A 15,897-nucleotide genomic window follows, 5' to 3' on the forward strand; every position below is an offset into this window, starting at 1 on the left:
ACGCGCTGGTCGAACGCACGCCACTCGGCCGCAGGGGCCGGCCGCAGGGGCCGGCCGCAGGGGCCGGCCGCAGGGGCCGGCCGGAGGAGGTGGCCGCGGTGGTGGCGCTCCTGCTCTCGGACGAGGCCAGCTTCGTCAACGGGACCGACGTCCTGATCGACGGCGGGGTGCACGCCTCGTTCGACAGCGGGTCGTTCCTGCTGTTCGGACAGTGACCGAGGCGACCGCGGAGCTGGAAGTGGAGCAGAATCACGACGCACCACGGACGAGAGGGTGGCGATGAAGGCGGTTCGGGGACATGAGGGACGCCCGGTGGTCATCGACGTCGCCGAGCCGCCCGGCTGGGACGAGGGCGAGCTGCTGAACATGGCCGTGGCCGGGATCTGCGCCTCGGACCTCAACTACCTGCGGCTCGGCACCCGGTTCATCCTCGGCCACGAGCTCGCCGGGCGGAAGGCGGACGGGACGCCCGTCCTGGTGGAGGGGCAGTTCGGGTGCGGGAGGTGCGACTTCTGCCGGGAGGGCCGGAACAACCTCTGCGACCAGTCCACCAGGAAGGCTCTCGGCATCATGCAGAACGGCGGCATGGTGGAGCAGTTCCGGGTGCCAGCCCACAAGGTCCTCGAGATACCGGCCGGGCTTGACGTCTCGAACGCCTCGCTGGCCGAGCCCGCCGCGGTCGCCTGGCACGGCGCCCGCGTCGGCGGGACCGCGCCGGGCCGGACCGTCGTCGTCGTCGGCGGCGGTTCGATCGGCCAGCTGGCCGCCGTCGCGGCCCAGACCCAGGGCGCTGCCGAGGTCGTCATGGAAGCCCGCTACCCCCACCAGCACGCGATCCGCGAGCGGATGGGCGTCGGGGAGCCCAGGGCGGGCGAGCGCTACGACGTGGTGATCGAGGCCGCGGGGTCACCCAGCTCCCTGCGGCGCAGCGTCGAGCTGGTGAAGCCAGGCGGCACCGTCTCGCTCCTGGGCGTCCACCAGGGCGGTGTCGACGTGCCGTACTCGTCGTTGTTGACCAAGGAGGTCACGCTGGTCGCGTCGATGGGGTACTGCGGGCATGCCGGCCGGCGGGAGATGCTTCAGGCCGCCGAGATGCTCGCGGCGCGCCCTGAGATCCCGGACTCGCTCATCACCCATCGCTTCCCGCTCGAGGACGCGGCCGAGGCCTTCCGGGTGGCGGGCGACCGCGAGTCGGGCGCGGTCAAGGTCGTCGTCGAGGTTGGCTGAGCTGGTCCAGGCCGGCCGTGGTAGCGGCTGGGGCTCCGTCCACCACTGCTTCTACCGCGGAACCGTAAGGGCGGCATCCATGCGTTGAATCCCTTGACACCGCCCGGCATGCCAAGCCTTTCGAACACCTTCTGAAATGCGTGAACGGATGAATCCGGCTGGCCGGCGCCTGTTGGGCACCGGAGCCGGGCTCCGGCGTGCTGCCGGTCGTCGGGGGTGATGGGAGTGGCGACTGGCCGCGATGATAAGGAGTTAGCGTCCTCCCAGGTAGGGACAGCCATGGTCGCGTACGACCGGGGTGGCTGACTCGTGAGAAGTGCCGGCGGTCCGGCCCACATAGTGCGCAACCGGGCGCAACGGATCCACCAAATGAAAAAGCCCCTGCGAATCGGCAACCCTTCACAGTCGCGGAACGACTTTCCATGGGGAGGGGCCCGATTCGACGAAGAGGTCACATGTCCTTGAAACGAGCAGTCCGGAGCGCGGCGCTGGTGGCGGTGGCCACCGCCACGTTCGCCGGCTGCGTACCGGTCAGCCCGGGCGGCGGAGGCGGCGCCGTCCCGACCGCCTCGCCGTCCGTCCCCCCGACCGCACCCTCGTCGCCGTCCGGCACTCCGGCGGGCACTCCGACCGTCTCGCCGTCGGTCCAGCCGACCGTGCCGTCGTCGCCGACCAACACCCCGGTGGGCACCCCGACGCCTTCGCAGACCACGTCCCCGTCCGGACCGACGTCCGGTGACTGCGGGCGGACGTCGGGAGCCTCGCCGGCGACGAGGATCACCGAGGTCAGCCTGGGGTCGCCGGCGGTCAGCTTCGCGCCGCAGGGCGACACCGACCCCCTGCCGACCGCGATCGCCGCCGCGCCGGGCGGCGGGTCGTGGCTGGCCTGGCTGGGCACCGACTCCAAGGTGCGCCTCGGCAAGCTGGACTGCGGTGACCAGCTGGTCGGTACTCCCACATCCCTCGACGCGGTCGACCTGCAGGACGTCAAGGCCGATGCGGACGGTGTCGTGGTCCTGCTGACCCGTCCCGGCCCGCAGGGCAGCGGGACGCTGTGCGGCGGGACGTCCAGCCCGACCAGGACCATGTGGATGGTCCGCCTCGACAACACCGGCAGACAGCTGTGGGAGCGTCAGGTCACCAACCTGAGCAGCAGCCGCGGCGGCTACGACCCCGGGGCTCTGTTCGTCTGGTGGTACAACCACCACGGCACCCTGGCCTACGACGGCACCAACTACGCCGCCTACTTCGAGGCGGCGATCACCGTGGCCAACGGCGGCTGCGTCGACATCCACGAGGGCGACCGGATGCAGGTGGTCAACGCCGCCACCGGCGCGCTGGTCTCCGGGCACGACAGCTTCGACTGGGGCTGCAGCCACGCCTGGGACTCCCACATCATCTGGGACGCCCGCACCGGCCACTTCGCGATGGTCTGCGCCACGGACAACAACTGCCGCATCGCCCGCCCCGGCACCGGCCAGACCGTCGTGCCCGGGGTCTGCGACGGAACCCTGTTCGGCGGCAACATCGTGCTGGCCGGCACCCCGGGCTACTGGACCGCGTGGAGCAACGGCAACCAGGTACGGCTGGAGCACTTCTCCACGGGCGCGTCCGACCGGACGGTCCTCACCGCCGACCGGACCCAACACTCGCACCTGGTCGGCTACGGCGCCGGCAGGATGCTCCTGACCTGGAAGTCCGGAACCTCGACCACCGCCCAGGCGTACGACACCACCAGTGGCGGCACCGTGGGCGGCCAGTTCACGATCGCCGTGCCGGACCACACCTACGTCGAGGCCAAGGCCTACCCCGACGGCAGCGTCGCCTTCCCCGCCGCCGGCACTTCCAGCACGTCCATCCGGGTCGTTCGGGTAATGCCGCTCACCTGACACCACAGGCGAGGGGCGGGCGGGCGCGGCGACCTCGTCGCGCCCGCCCTGCGCCTCGGGCGGATCCGGTCGGGTGGTGCCGCGGGCGGTGCGGCCGGCCGGCCGTCCGGTGCCGGTGCGTGCACGGACACCTACCAAGAGGCGCAGTGTTCGTGGCAGAATGCCTACCGTGCACGGACAGGACGGTGCGGCACCCGTGACGCGCCGGCCGTCAGCGGCCGGCACCGGCGGCGGCGCACCTACCCCTGCCCGCACGCCGGCCGCGGCCCGGCAGCCGCTTTCGCGGCGAGAGGTCGTCGAGCTGCACGGCCGTCTGGTCGCCGGGGATCCCACGGCGCTCGCCGTCGTCCACGAGCGGTACGCCCGCTACCTGCTTGCCGTCGCCACGCGGGTGACCGGTGACGCCGACGCGGCCCGGGACGTCCTCCAGGAGGTGCTGGTCGCGTTCTGGCAGCATCCGCTCCGGTTCGACCCGGACCGCGGGGAGCTGCGCACCTGGCTCGCGGTACTCGCCCATCGGCGCGCCGTCGACTGGGTCCGCCGGGAGATCGCCCGGCGCCCTACCGACCTGGTCGCGCGGGCCCTCGCCGAGCAGTCGGACGGCCCGGCGGCCGACCGCGACTTCCTCGCGAGGGAGGACGCCGACGCCGTGCGGGCCGCCGTCGCCGCGTTACCCGTGAAGCTGCGCGAGGTGGTGGAGTTGGCCTACTACAGGGAGTTGACCTACCGTGAGGTGGCCATTCGGCTCGCCATCCCGGAGGGGACGGCGAAGTCGCGCATGCGAGCGGCCCTGTCAGCCCTCGCGCTGGCCCTCACCCGCCTGGGAGCCGCCCCGTGACGGTCGACCCAACGGCCGCGCCCACACCGGAACACTGTGTGACGGCGCTGCTGGACGCGTACGTGGTGGGTGAGTGCACGGCCGCCGCGGCGGCCGCCATCGAGACCCATCTCGGCCGGTGCGTGAGCTGTTCCGTCGACGCGGCACAGCTCGCCCTCACCGTCCCGCCGCCGGCCTGGTCCGCCGCCGGGCCCCCCGACGCGCCAGCCGCCGACGTCGACATGGACCTCACGCCCGGCCGACCCGGGTCGCTCGACGCCGTCCTCGCCGCGGCGCTCGCCGCCCGGCCCGCCGCGCCCGGCACGGTCGTCGCGGGCCTGACGGCAGCGGCACAGGCCGGCCCCGCCCGGCCGCGCGGACCGCGGACCCCGACCCACGGGAGCCGGGCTGCCGCGCTCGACAGGCTGCTGGCCGAGCTCACCCCGGCGCACTGGGGGCGCCCGGCCGCGGCCGGCTGGTCGGTGCGTGAGCTCGTGCTGCACCTGTACGCCGTCGACGGCCTGTTGCTGGCCGCCCTCGATGGCGCCGGCAGCGACGCCGGCACCGGCGGCGACGTGCCCGGCGACCTGGGACGGCCGGACGAGGATCCGGTGGCGCGCACCGAGGCCGTCCTGGCGGCCACCCGGGAGTGGTCGGTCGAGCAGGTTCGGTTGCGCTGGTTCGAACGCGCGGGGTCGGTGTGCGCGGCCGTGGCCGACGCGACCCGGGCCTCGGGGCCGTCAGCCGTGACGGCGGGCGGCTGGACGACCACCCCGGCGGACCACCTGACCGCCCGGGCGTTCGAGACGTGGATCCACACCCGGGACATCGCCGCGGCCGCGGGTCTGGCCGTACCGGATCCGGGCGGGGACGAACTGCACACCATGGCTGATCTCGCGCTGCGCCTGCTGGCCGACCCGTGGACGGCGGCCGTGGAGACGGCCGGGCCGGCCGCGCTCACCGTGACGTTGACCGGGCCGGGCGGCGGTACCTGGTCGCTGGACCCCTCCGGTGTGCACGAGTGGGAGAACGGCGCCGGCCTGGTGGAACCTGGCCCCGCCGCGGGTCTGGCGCTCACGACCGGCCCGGCGTCGGGCCCGCTGACCACCGGGGCTGTGACCACGGGGATCGTTCCGTTCTGTCTGCTGGCCGGCGATCGCGCGACGGTGGACGCGGTGGCCACGAGGATGGAGGGCGACGAGCGGCTCGCCGTCGAGCTCCTCACTCTCGCTCCCAGCCTGGCCGGCCCCTGAAAGGGAGTCTTTCGGGCTGAGGCCGGAGCGAGACGGCGCGAACGCCATGCCCGCCGTCTCCTCCGCGCTCGCCACGAGGCCGGCCGCGGTGAGCGGACCACCTGAAGGATGGCGACCAACCCGTCGCGCTGCGGCGGGATTCAGTAGGGCGAGCCCGCGGTCAGCGAAGATCCCGTGCGCTCGCCTGCGCGCAGACCGCGACGACGTCGTCGAAGCATTCCAGCAGGGACGGCCGTTCCTCGGTGAGGTAGATGTGGGCGGCCGTGCTGAACCAGCCGAGCGCCATTTTTGTGAGAGCGCGGATTTCGAGTGCCGGGATGGTGTCGCCACATCTGCTCTCCAGGACCGCGGCCAGACTCGTCTCGAATGCCCGACTGCCCGTCGAGAACTGCTCCGCGGCGAGCTGTGGCTCTGTCGCGACCACGGCGCGGATCTGCTCGATCAGCCGCTGTTCGTAACCCTGCTCGGCGAGTTCCCGGAGCAGGAGGTGCAGGCTTGTCAGGGGCGCTTCATCGGCCGGTCTTTCGCGCAGGCGTTGGGTCGCGGTTTCGCGCCGTACGATGAGGTGGTCGAAGAGAACGGCCTCTTTCGTCGGGAAATGATGAAAGACGGTGCGGCGGCCGACGCGTGCTGCCGACGCGATCTGGTCGATCGTCGTCTCTGTATATCCCTGTGCTTGGAACAGGCGGAGGGCCTCGTCGGCGATGCGCACGCGCTTCGCGTTCGGATCGCGCTCGCGGGTCGGTGTTTCCGGCACGCATCAGGATTCTAGCCCCTTGACCCGGCGGGTGATGGCGGTCGCCCTGCGACCGCGGACGCCCCGCCCTCGGGTGGCGTGGCGCCTGCCGACGCCCTCGACCTTGACCACCCCTAGCTGTTGCACTAGTGTCATAGCTGGAAAGTTCGCAGGTAGCAGGGCTGAACTACAAGATCGAACCAGGTTGGGGCTCGGGGCTCGGGTGGAGGCACGAGTCCTCCCTGCGGCGACACGGGCCGTGGCACGGCACGCAGACATGTGGAGCCAGTATGCGTCCAGACGGACAAGGTGATCCCGCCTTACCCCCGGATCACCACTGCTCTCAGGTTCATGGAAGGCCGCGGGTGATCCGGCGCGGGTCGGGCGGAGAACCCGGGCCACCTGGCGCGCTCGAGACCATCCGCCGGAGAACACCGAAAACCGCCGGTGCAGGCCGACCGGCACGGAATCCAGACATTCTCGCGTGGTCGCGTGGTCGCGTGGTCGCGCGGACGGAGACCGGGACCGGCTCCAGGCCGCACCTGAATCGGCTCAGGCTCCACATCGGCCGCCTTGACCCCGGCCCCTTTTTTGGCTGCCCCCTCTCGGGCTGCCTTCTCTCGCTGCCGCCCGAATTTACCCATCCCGGCTTCAGCCCTGCCAAATTTCAGCTGCCTTCCGCCATCCGGCGACGGCAAGAGAGCGCGGGAAGGTGTCGCTTTCCGTGGCGCTCCTGGGCACTTGCGTCGCCCCGATCCGGGGATTTCGAACTTCGGCCTCGACAGAGGAGCTCCAGTGATCATCATACCGTTCAATGGAAAGAGCCCGAAGGTGGCGGCGTCCGCGCTCGTCGCCGACAACGTCACCCTCATCGGCGACGTCGAGATCGGCGAGGAGTGCTCGATCTGGCCCGGTGTGGTCATCCGGTCGGACACCACCCCGATCAGGATCGGCAACAACGTCCACATCGAGGAGAACTCGGTGCTGCACACCAGCACGCACATCGAGGACAACGTGATGATCGGGCACAACTGCACGATCGAGGCCTTCGTCGGCCACGACTGCATGATCGGGAACACGGCGGCGCTGATGCCGCTGTCGCGGGTAGGCGCCCACTGTGCCATCGCCGCCGGGTCCGTCGTGCTGGAGCAGGTGGAGATCCCCGAGTACTGCTTCGCGGTGGGTGCTCCCGCGAAGGTTCACTCGAAGATCGACCCGGGCAACCCCAAGCACGCGATGCGGCTTGCCTCCACCTACCTGCCCACGATGCGCAAGGTCGCCGACGAGTACCGCCGCCAGGGCATCTGGAGCCGGGCATGAGCAAGCCGGACGGGCCGCTGACAGGCATACGTGTCATCGACTGGACGATCTGGCAGCACGGCCCGGTGGCCGGCGCCATGCTCGGCGATCTCGGCGCGGACGTCATCAAGATCGAGGAGCGGCTCGGTGGCGACTCCGGCCGGGCCCAGTACGCCTTCCCCGACACCGGCACCTCTCCGTACTTCGAGGTCAACAACCGCAACAAGCGCAGCCTCGCCGTCGACCTGAAACGACCCGAGGGGGTGGCGCTGGTACGCCAGCTGGTCGCCCGTTCCGACGTGTTCATCCAGAACTTCCGGCCCACCGTCGCGGAGAAGCTGGGGCTGGACTACGAGACGCTGCGCGCCGACAACCCGATGCTCGTCTACGGCGCCGGCAGCGCCTACGGGCCCAACGGCCCCGAGCGAACCGCCCGCGCCTACGACCTGCTCGGCCAGGCCCGCTCCGGTCTGATGCTCAGACCCGGCTCCGACCAGGTCAACGTCGCAGACAGCGGCCTCGCCGACCAGATGGGCGCCATCATGCTCGCCTACGGCGTGCTCGCAGCCCTCCTCGCGCGGGAACGGCACGGGGTGGGCCAGCGGGTCGACACCTCCCTGTTCGGCAGCATGCTCGCCCTGCGCGGCCTCGCACTCGCCCTCGAGCTCATGACCCAGGACGGACGTGTCGCCACCTCGACGTTCCGCAAGCACCTGGGCGACGAGCCACCTTCACGGGAGAACCCGGGCAACCCGCTGTGGAACTACTACCAGTGCGCGGACGGCAAGTTGATCGCCATGGCCATGGTCCAGTCCGACCCGCACTGGGCGACCCTCCTCCACGCGCTCGGTGACCCCGAGCCGCTTGCCAGCGACCCCAGGTTCACCGACCACATCAGCCGCTGCCAGAACGGCCGCGCCTGTGTCGCCCTCCTCGACGAGCTCTTCGCGAAGGAACCCCGCGAGACCTGGCTGCGCCGGCTGCTCGCCACCGGCGACATGCCGATCACCGCGGTGAACACCACCGCCGACATCGTGAACGACCCCCAGGCGATCGCCAACAACTACATCGTCTCATTCGACCACCCCGCGATGGGAAAGACCCGGGTCCCCGGTTTCCCGGTCGCCCTCTCCGAAACACCGGCGCGCATCCAGCGTCAGGCGCCCGAGTTCGGCGAGCACACCGAGGAAATCCTGATCAACGTGCTCGGCCTGACCTGGGACGACATCTCCGACCTGCGCGAACAGGAAATCCTCTAGTGGCAGGCCCGGTGACGGAATTCAGGGCGGGTACCCGCCTCCACAGCGTCACCTGCACGACCGAGGTGATCGTGACCAAGGGAGGAAACGGCGTTCTCACCTGTGGGGGGAAACCCATGACCGCAGAGGACGTCCACGCCAACGGCGCCCGGCCGGGCCAGCCGGAGGAGGATCGCACTCTTCTCGGCAAGCGGTACCGGGCCCCGGGGGGAACCTTCGAGGCCCTCTGCGTCCGGCAGGGCGCCGGGGTGCTGGAACTCGACGGCGTGCCCCTGGAACTGGTCAAACCCAAAATCCTTCCGGCCTCGGACTGACTGCGACCGGCAGGTGGCCGCCTTCTGGCTACCAGCCGGCCTTCCGTCCGAACACCTCATGTCACTGCCGTTCGCCCGGACCCGCGCTCGCCCAGGTCTTTTGGTTCCGTCCCTTTTCATCTGTCTCGAACGTTGACAAGAGGTCCGTTGTGATCCCCAAAGTACGATTACTCGTCACCGCTGCCGTCTGTTGCGCAACGCTCGCCCTGGGCGCCTGCGGGGGAGGCGGCGACACCGGCCCGTCCTCGGGTGCCTCCGGCGAACCGGTTGCCGGTGGCGAGGGAAGAATTCTCACCCTCAGCGATCCGCGCAGTCTCGACCCGGCGGCTCTCGGCAACGCCTACGCAACCACCGGTGTCGTGGGCAACGCGCTGTACGGGACGCTGATGACCGACCCGGGCGGCAAAATACGGTACTCGATGGCCGAGTCCTTCCAGACCACCGACGCCGGGGCGACATTCGAGCTGAAACTGCGGTCGGGTCTGGTGTTCTCCGACGGAACCCCACTGGACGCCGAAGCCGTGAAGTTCAACTGGGACAGGCTCAAGAACCCGGCCACCGCCGCCATCTCCCGGTCGGAGGCGTCGATGATCGCCTCATCCGACGTGGTCGACGACACCACCTTGAAGATCACCATGGCCACACCGGTGCCGAAGTACGCCCAAGCCGTCCTCACCTCGTCCATGAACTGGATCGCCTCGCCGACCGCCCTGGAGAAGGGGCCGCAGGCCTTCGACGCGAACCCGATCGGCGCCGGGCCGTTCACCCTGCGGAGCTGGACACGCCAGGCCGCCATGGAACTGGTCAAGAACCCCCGCTACTGGGACGCCCCCAAGCCCTACCTCGACCGCCTCACCCTCCGCGCGGCCCTCGACAGCAGCCAGCGCTACAACACGGTGCTCACCGGGGGCGCGGACGCGGCCGTCGAGTCGAGCTGGGTCAACCTCGACAAAGCCGAGCAGGCCGGCCTGCCGACGAACCTCGTACCGACCGGCGGCGGCATCTTCATGGGGCTGAACACACGCAGGGCACCCTTCGACGACGTCCGCGCCCGCCAGGCCCTCGCCGCGGCAATCGACAGGGACGCACTCAACCAGGCTGTCTACAGCGGGACCGGTGAGCCCGTCGACACCCTGTTCAGCAAGGACTCTCCCTACTACTCGGACACGCCGCTGGCGACAACGGACCGCGCACGGGCGCAACGGCTCCTCGACGAGCTGGCCGCCGACGGCAAACCGCTGTCCTTCGTCTTCTCCAGCGTCCCCACGACGGACGGCAAGGCGATCGCGGAGAACATCCAGGCCCAGCTCAGCAGCTTCAAGAACGTCACCGTCAAGATCAGGACCATCGAGGTCACGGAGCTGGCCGCGCTGCGCACCACCCACGACTTCGACGTGCTCGTCTCGTCGGCCTTCTTCCAGGACCCCGAACCGCGGCTGTGGACGACCTTCCACGGGAGCTCGGCTGCGAACCTGCCCGGCATCGACGACCCGGCACTCAACGAAAGCCTCGCGACCGCGCGCACCGCGACATCGGAGGCCGAACGCAAATCCGCCTACGCCACTCTGCAGGAACGGCTGGCCGAGCTGACTCCGGTGGTCTTCCTCTCGCAGGCGGCACCCAGCGCCTTCTCGAGCAAGAACGTCGGCGGACTCGTACAGTACGGCCTCGGTTCACTTCAGCCCGAGGAACTCTGGATCCAGCACTAACAGAGCCTCCCGTGATGGCCGTCCGCGGAGTTGTCCCTTTCGCCGGGCGGCTTTACCGGCCAAGCGGGTGATTCGTCGTCTTTCAGGGCAGATATGGACAGCCGACTGCTCTCGTGGAGCCGTTTCGATGACTGGCTGTGGTCGATGTAACGCCCATGGCACGGTCGTTGGACGGCCTTCCGGTTTCCCGACAGCCGGTTGCTGGATTCCGTTGGCCAACATCATGATGGGTGGGATGCTGTGCTGCCTGAGCGGGAGGTCCGCTACCTGCGCCTCCTCGTTGCCTTGCTTCGCAAGCTACTCGTCGACCGGTTGGTCGCTGTCTACCTGTTCGGCTCGGGGTCCTACGGCGACTACGACCCGGGGCCCAGCGACCTTGACGTTCAGGCAGTCATCGATGGCACCCTCGAACCGGCCCAGCGGGCGCGGCTCATCGAGGAGCTCGACCATACGGCGCTGCCGTGCCCGGCCCGCCGCCTCGAGTTCGTGTGCTACGACGTCCGGGATGTCGCACCACCGGATCGCCATCCTCGTTTCCAGCTCAACCTCAATACGGGTTCTGACATCGCTCGCCACGTTTCGACCGACCCGTCTACCGAGTCGAGCCACTGGTTCCTGCTCGACCTGGCGATTGGTCGAGACCTCGGTCGGGCCCTGTACGGACCGTCGCCGGCGGACCTGCTGACAGGGATCCCTCGAACCTGGCAGCTATCCGCAATCCTCGACTCTCTGTCGTGGCACGATGCCAGTGAGCCGGCGACTCCCAACCGTGTTCTCAATGCGTGTCGGAGCTGGCGGTATGCCGAAACCGAAATCTGGGGCTCAAAGCGGCAGGGAGCCCGCTGGGTCACCGCTCACCATCCGGATCTCACCGTGGTATCCGAGGCCCTGTCGAGTCGCCGCAACTACGGTGCCGTCAATTCTCGTGCCGCCGATGAGCTCGACATGCGAACGCGCGCTGCCGTCACCGCCGCTCTGAACACGACCACAGGACCTGCCTAAAATGACTCGTTTGGGTGGTCGGTGCCCCGCAAGATCATCTTGTGCCTAGCCCGCAAACGGGCTCCAACTGGAGCAGCTAGACATACTCAGAGTTGCTGGCAACCGCGCTCGTGTCGAGATCAGCGGCAACGCGGATACGACGGAAATCCCGCACACCCGCGTTCACGACCTGCGCCACACCGCGGCGTCGCTGCTGTTCTCCGCCGGTGTTGACCTGAACGAGATTCGCGCCCTGCTGCGGCACACCCGGCTGGCCACCACGGCGGACGTCTACGTGGACATCCTCGACGAAGTCCGGCGCTCCACGGCCCGGAGCATGGATGGCATCCTCTCCCGGCTCTACAGCTCGTCAGTTACGGAAAAGTGACGAGGATCGGGAGGAGGCGCCGTCGGCCCATGCTCCCGGACACGGGCGTCGTCCGCTCCGGTGGTCACGCGTCACGGCTGCGCAGCGCATGCCAGCCGCCGAAGACCGCAGCTGTCGCCCAGAAAGTCATGATTATCAGGCCCAGCCATGGGTTATAGAAGACGTCGGGGTCCGACTGGAGGTTCATGATCGCGTACTGTCCGGCCCGGTCTGGCAGGAACTGGGTGATGTTCCAGAGGCTGGGAACCTCCATGCTCAACGGGGACAGCAGGAACAGGAACGGCAGGAACAGGCCCAATGTCGCGGCCACGGAACGGGTCATCGCGGCGAGGCCCATGCACAGGAGGGTCAGCAGCGGAAAGTAGAGGATCAGAGAAATCACGCCGCGCACCGCGCCGGGATCGCCGAGGGACACCCCGTGCTCGCCCAGCAGACCCTGGGTCAGGAAGAACGTCAGCGGCGCAGCGGGGAGAGCAACGGCCAGTGACAGGCCCGCAGTGGTCAGGAGCTTGCCCAGGTAGAAGCGGGTTCGCTGGGGAACGGCGGTGAGCGAGGTGGTGATCGTGCCCTTCTCGTATTCGCCCCCGAGGGACAGCATCGCGAAGACAGCCAGCGCGATCTGGGCGAAGTTCAGGCTCCAGAAACCCACCGCCAGCGGATCGTAGTCCGCTTCGGCGGCCTCTGCGTCGCCGTAGGCCCCGCACGCGAGGGCACCGAAGCCGACGAGCATGACGGCGGCCAGTGCCAGCGACCAGACGAGGGATCGGAGGGACCTGATTTTGGTCCATTCCGAGTACAGCACCGGTTGCAAGGTCATGTCAGAGCGCCCGTCCGGCGGCGGCGAACTCGGTGGAGTGCGCGGTCATGCGCAGGAACGCCTCCTCCAGGGAGTCGCTGTGCAGCGCAAGCTCCTGAAGTGGCACGCCTTCGCGTGCGGCGACCGCGCCGATCTGGTCCGGCTGGGCGTCAGGTATCTCCCACGTTCCGCTGTTCGTCGGTGTCAGGACGAACCCCTCGGCGGCCAGGGCCTTGCCCAGCTGTTCGGGTCTTGGCGTGCGCAGCCGTACCCGGCCGCGGCCGTACCGGGCGCTGAACTCGGTCATGCTGACGTCGGCCAGCAGACGGCCCCTGCCGATCACGATCAGATGGTCGGCGGTCACCGCCATCTCGTTCATGAGATGGCTGGAGGCCAGGACCACCCGCCCATCCTCGGCGAGCTCCTTGAGCAGGCTCCTGACCCACTGGATGCCTTCGGGGTCGAGGCCGTTGAGCGGCTCGTCCAGGATGACCACTCGAGGATCACCGAGCAGTGCGGCCGCGAGCCCGAGCCGCTGGCGCATCCCCAGGGAGAATCCGCCGATCCGACGTCTGGCCGCGGCGGCCAGGCCCACCCGGTCGAGCATCTCGTCCACCCGTGCGTCCGGGATCCTGTTGCTCCTGGCCAGGACCAGTAGCTGGTCACGAGCCCGCCGCCCTGGATGCACGGCGGACGGATCGAGGAGCGCACCGACGTGCCGCAACGGCTCCCCGATCTGCGCGTATGGCTGGCCGCTGATGAGCACCTCGCCGCCCGTCGGCCGGTCGAGCCCGAGCATCATCCGCATGGTGGTCGACTTGCCCGCCCCGTTGGGACCGAGGAAACCGGTCACGCGACCCGGTTCGACCCGAAATCTGAGCCGGTCCACGGCGACGGTCGGCCCGTAGCGTTTGGTGAGATCCCGGACGTCGATGAGAACCCGGGGCGGTCGTTCCTTCTTGGTCGTCATGGTCGTAGTAAGCGCCATGGCACGCTACGAGCGGATCCCCTGGCGGTCTTGACTTCGCTCCCTCTCATGGGGGAGGTGCCCGGTGGCGGCGGTGAGCATCATGGAGCAGTGCCGCTCTTTGTCGCTGCCCTGCTCCGGCCCGCTGTCTACACGCGTTGGCTGCATCTGGCCATGGGCGGGGTCTTCGCTGGCACCTGTGTCATGGTGGTACCCGGTTTCGACGAATCCCTGCCACGCACCCTGCTTTTCTGCCTGATCTCCCCATTGCCGTTGCTGGCGCTCGCCGCGATCGTGCCCGGGACCCGCCACGCGGAGGGTGTCCAGGCGCGATGGCTCCTGAAACCGCGGGATGGCGCCGAGATCAGCCTCGCGCCCTCGCGTACACTGTACGATCGGCGGCGGACCGGGCTTTGGCTGGCCTTCCGCGTCTGGCTCGGAGTTGCCGTCCTGGCACTGACGGCCAACGGGTTCACCCTCGCCGTCCAGATCGGTTTTGCCCCTTTCCGGCAGGGGCCACTGCAGGTCGCCGGAATCCGGGTACTGGACAGTGATCGCCTTCTCCTGGGGCCACTTCTGGCGCCGCCCCTGATCCTTGCCCTGATGTGGACGATCGTCGCGGCCGGCGCGCTTCAGGTGCGAGCGGCCCGGGCCCTCCTCGGCCCGTCTCCGGCCGAGCGGCTGGCGGAGGTCGAGCACCGGGCTGAGCAGCTCCTGGAACGCAACCGACTCGCCGCGGAGCTGCACGACTCCATTGGCCATGCACTCACCCTGACCATCCTGCAGGCAGGCGCGGCAAGAGAGCTCGCGACCACCGATCCCGCGTTCGTCCACCGTGCCCTGACGGTCATCGAGGAGACCGGGCGGCGCGCCATGGACGATCTCGAACGGACCCTGGGGCTCCTCCGCGACGCCCCCGTGGGACCGCGGGCCCGTCCCACGCTGGCCGAGCTCGACACCCTGCTGGACAGCGCACGGACCGCAGGAACCCCGATCCTCGCCGACGTCAGTCCACGGACCGACGACATCCCCGGGGTCGTGTCGCGGGAGGCCTACCGGATCCTGCAGGAGGCGGTGACCAACGCACTGCGGCACGCGCCGGGCCGCACGGTGGCGATCGACGTCGCTGTGGACGACGCCTGCCTGGAGCTGCGTGTCGCCAACCCACTGCCCGCCAGGTCCGCCAGCCCACCGCGGCAGGACGGCAAAGGCCTGCGAGGAGCGAGGGAACGTGCCGTCCTCCTCGGCGGCGAGTTCAGCGCGAAGCCCCAGGACGACCGATGGATCGTCGAAGCCCGGCTTCCCCTCGGCATGGGATCCGGTGTTCAGGCCGTGCGTCGCGACCTGATCGGTTCCAGTTACGACAATGGCACCGCCCCAGCGGACGGTCGGTCGTGACAGCGGACGGCCGCTGGGAAGATCCCGGTTGTGTCCGCGACACCCCGAACATGAAACGCGCCCAGGCTGGCCCGGCGCCGGTTTCAGTCCTTCTCGTCGACGACGAAGAACTGGTGCGTGTGGGGCTGCGGGTCATCCTGGAGTCAGGTGGCGAGATCGACGTTGTCGGAGAGGCCTCTGACGGCTCACAGGTCGTGCCACTGATCCGGGAGAAGAGCCCGGACGTCGTGATCATGGACATTCGGATGCCGAGGGTCGACGGGCTGGCGGCCATCCGGGAGATCCTCGCAGACGTTGCCGAGCCCCCGAAGATCCTCGTGCTCACCACCTTCGAACTGGACGACTACGTCTACGAAGCGCTCCGCAGCGGGGCCAACGGGTTCCTGCTCAAACGAGCCCGGCCCGCGGAGATCGTCCAGGCCGTCCGCACGATTGTCTCCAGCGAGAGCCTGCTGTTTCCCGAAGCGATCCGGTACATGGCAGGCAGGCGACCGAACCGGGAGGCCCACGAGACGATGCGACGGGCCGTGCTCACCGACCGGGAGGCCGACGTACTCCGGCTGATCAGCGAGGGACTGTCCAACAACGAGATCGCCAACCGGCTGTACCTCGGTGCCCAGACCGTCAAGACCCACGTGAGCAGCGTGCTGGCCAAGCTCGGCGCACGTGACCGCACCCAGGCGGTCATCATCGCCTACGAGTCCGGCTTCGTGGAGGCCGGCAAGCCCTAGTAGGACTTGATTAGGTCTGTCATTGGTTGTACTGACTGTCGTCTTCGTGTGTGTGGCGGTGGTTGGTATGGAACTGGGTGAGATGGGCCGTGTGCGGCCGGTGATCGAACGGTTCGCGGCGGAGATGTTCGCG

17 protein-coding genes and 1 pseudogene are annotated in these 15,897 nt (G+C 69.2%); 13 read left to right on the plus strand and 5 right to left on the minus strand.

The window, feature by feature from the left end:
- Positions 1–65: 65 nt before the first annotated feature.
- Positions 66–215, plus strand: a pseudogene (locus FMEAI12_RS39875) (SDR family oxidoreductase); the annotation flags it as partial.
- Between the two features lie 64 nt (positions 216–279).
- A complete protein-coding gene (locus tag FMEAI12_RS13080; RefSeq protein ID WP_112106230.1) occupies positions 280–1,227 on the plus strand; it encodes a zinc-binding dehydrogenase in 948 nt (315 codons plus the stop codon).
- A 451-nt stretch (positions 1,228–1,678) separates the two neighbouring features.
- On the opposite strand, the gene FMEAI12_RS38080 is transcribed toward FMEAI12_RS13080, so the two are convergent.
- Positions 1,679–1,918, minus strand: coding sequence for a hypothetical protein (locus tag FMEAI12_RS38080; protein WP_235013946.1), 240 nt, complete (start codon positions 1,916–1,918; stop codon positions 1,679–1,681).
- Here FMEAI12_RS38080 and FMEAI12_RS13085 point away from each other — a divergent pair.
- The 3 genes from FMEAI12_RS13085 (at position 1,911) to FMEAI12_RS13095 (ending at position 5,186) form a co-directional block, all read left to right on the plus strand.
- The gene (locus tag FMEAI12_RS13085; RefSeq protein WP_235013947.1) at positions 1,911–3,116 is read left to right on the plus strand and encodes a hypothetical protein; all 1,206 of its coding nucleotides are present in this window, start codon (positions 1,911–1,913) and stop codon (positions 3,114–3,116) included. The genes FMEAI12_RS38080 and FMEAI12_RS13085 overlap by 8 nt on opposite strands.
- A 160-nt stretch (positions 3,117–3,276) precedes the next feature.
- A complete protein-coding gene (locus tag FMEAI12_RS13090) occupies positions 3,277–3,954 on the plus strand; it encodes an RNA polymerase sigma factor (protein WP_112106232.1) in 678 nt (225 codons plus the stop codon).
- A gap of 38 nt (positions 3,955–3,992) precedes the next feature.
- A complete protein-coding gene (locus FMEAI12_RS13095; RefSeq protein ID WP_235013949.1) occupies positions 3,993–5,186 on the plus strand; it encodes a maleylpyruvate isomerase family mycothiol-dependent enzyme in 1,194 nt (397 codons plus the stop codon).
- Between the two features lie 160 nt (positions 5,187–5,346).
- On the opposite strand, the gene FMEAI12_RS13100 is transcribed toward FMEAI12_RS13095, so the two are convergent.
- Positions 5,347–5,943 carry a TetR/AcrR family transcriptional regulator gene (locus FMEAI12_RS13100; RefSeq protein ID WP_112106234.1) on the minus strand — a complete coding sequence of 199 codons (597 nt, stop codon included), beginning with the start codon at positions 5,941–5,943 and terminating at the stop codon, positions 5,347–5,349.
- Between the two features lie 774 nt (positions 5,944–6,717).
- On the opposite strand from FMEAI12_RS13100, the gene FMEAI12_RS13105 reads away from it, so the two are divergent.
- The 5 genes from FMEAI12_RS13105 (at position 6,718) to FMEAI12_RS13125 (ending at position 11,505) form a co-directional block, all read left to right on the plus strand.
- Complete coding sequence (locus FMEAI12_RS13105) at positions 6,718–7,242, plus strand: gamma carbonic anhydrase family protein (protein WP_112106235.1); 525 nt, start codon at positions 6,718–6,720, stop codon at positions 7,240–7,242.
- Complete coding sequence (locus tag FMEAI12_RS13110; protein WP_071062274.1) at positions 7,239–8,480, plus strand: CaiB/BaiF CoA-transferase family protein; 1,242 nt, start codon at positions 7,239–7,241, stop codon at positions 8,478–8,480. The genes FMEAI12_RS13105 and FMEAI12_RS13110 overlap by 4 nt, the downstream gene beginning before the upstream one ends.
- Positions 8,481–8,596: 116 nt before the next feature.
- Positions 8,597–8,794, plus strand: a complete 198-nt coding sequence (locus FMEAI12_RS38085; protein WP_235013950.1) for a hypothetical protein — start codon at positions 8,597–8,599, stop codon at positions 8,792–8,794.
- A 149-nt stretch (positions 8,795–8,943) separates the two neighbouring features.
- Complete coding sequence (locus FMEAI12_RS13120; RefSeq protein WP_112106237.1) at positions 8,944–10,503, plus strand: ABC transporter substrate-binding protein; 1,560 nt, start codon at positions 8,944–8,946, stop codon at positions 10,501–10,503.
- A 240-nt stretch (positions 10,504–10,743) separates the two neighbouring features.
- The gene (locus FMEAI12_RS13125) at positions 10,744–11,505 is read left to right on the plus strand and encodes an aminoglycoside adenylyltransferase domain-containing protein (protein ID WP_160144269.1); all 762 of its coding nucleotides are present in this window, start codon (positions 10,744–10,746) and stop codon (positions 11,503–11,505) included.
- 76 nt (positions 11,506–11,581) lie between these two features.
- On the opposite strand, the gene FMEAI12_RS38090 is transcribed toward FMEAI12_RS13125, so the two are convergent.
- Entirely contained in the window at positions 11,582–11,749 is a 168-nt protein-coding gene (locus FMEAI12_RS38090) for a hypothetical protein (protein WP_235013951.1), read from the minus strand.
- On the opposite strand from FMEAI12_RS38090, the gene FMEAI12_RS13130 reads away from it, so the two are divergent.
- Positions 11,675–11,872 carry a hypothetical protein gene (locus tag FMEAI12_RS13130; RefSeq protein WP_235013953.1) on the plus strand — a complete coding sequence of 66 codons (198 nt, stop codon included), beginning with the start codon at positions 11,675–11,677 and terminating at the stop codon, positions 11,870–11,872. The two genes, FMEAI12_RS38090 and FMEAI12_RS13130, sit on opposite strands and share 75 nt — an antisense overlap.
- A gap of 64 nt (positions 11,873–11,936) precedes the next feature.
- On the opposite strand, the gene FMEAI12_RS13135 is transcribed toward FMEAI12_RS13130, so the two are convergent.
- Positions 11,937–12,689, minus strand: a complete 753-nt coding sequence (locus FMEAI12_RS13135) for an ABC transporter permease (protein WP_112106239.1) — start codon at positions 12,687–12,689, stop codon at positions 11,937–11,939.
- A gap of 1 nt (position 12,690) precedes the next feature.
- Positions 12,691–13,638 (minus strand): ABC transporter ATP-binding protein, encoded by a 948-nt coding sequence (locus FMEAI12_RS13140; protein ID WP_112106240.1) that lies wholly within the window; start codon positions 13,636–13,638, stop codon positions 12,691–12,693.
- A 108-nt stretch (positions 13,639–13,746) separates the two neighbouring features.
- Between FMEAI12_RS13140 and FMEAI12_RS13145 the strand changes: the two genes are divergently transcribed.
- Complete coding sequence (locus FMEAI12_RS13145) at positions 13,747–15,033, plus strand: sensor histidine kinase (protein ID WP_112106241.1); 1,287 nt, start codon at positions 13,747–13,749, stop codon at positions 15,031–15,033.
- A gap of 50 nt (positions 15,034–15,083) precedes the next feature.
- Complete coding sequence (locus tag FMEAI12_RS13150) at positions 15,084–15,764, plus strand: response regulator transcription factor (protein WP_165938705.1); 681 nt, start codon at positions 15,084–15,086, stop codon at positions 15,762–15,764.
- Positions 15,765–15,897: the final 133 nt, after the last annotated feature.

Source organism: Parafrankia sp. Ea1.12 (genome assembly GCF_900465275.1).
Taxonomy (GTDB): domain Bacteria; phylum Actinomycetota; class Actinomycetes; order Frankiales; family Frankiaceae; genus Parafrankia; species Parafrankia soli.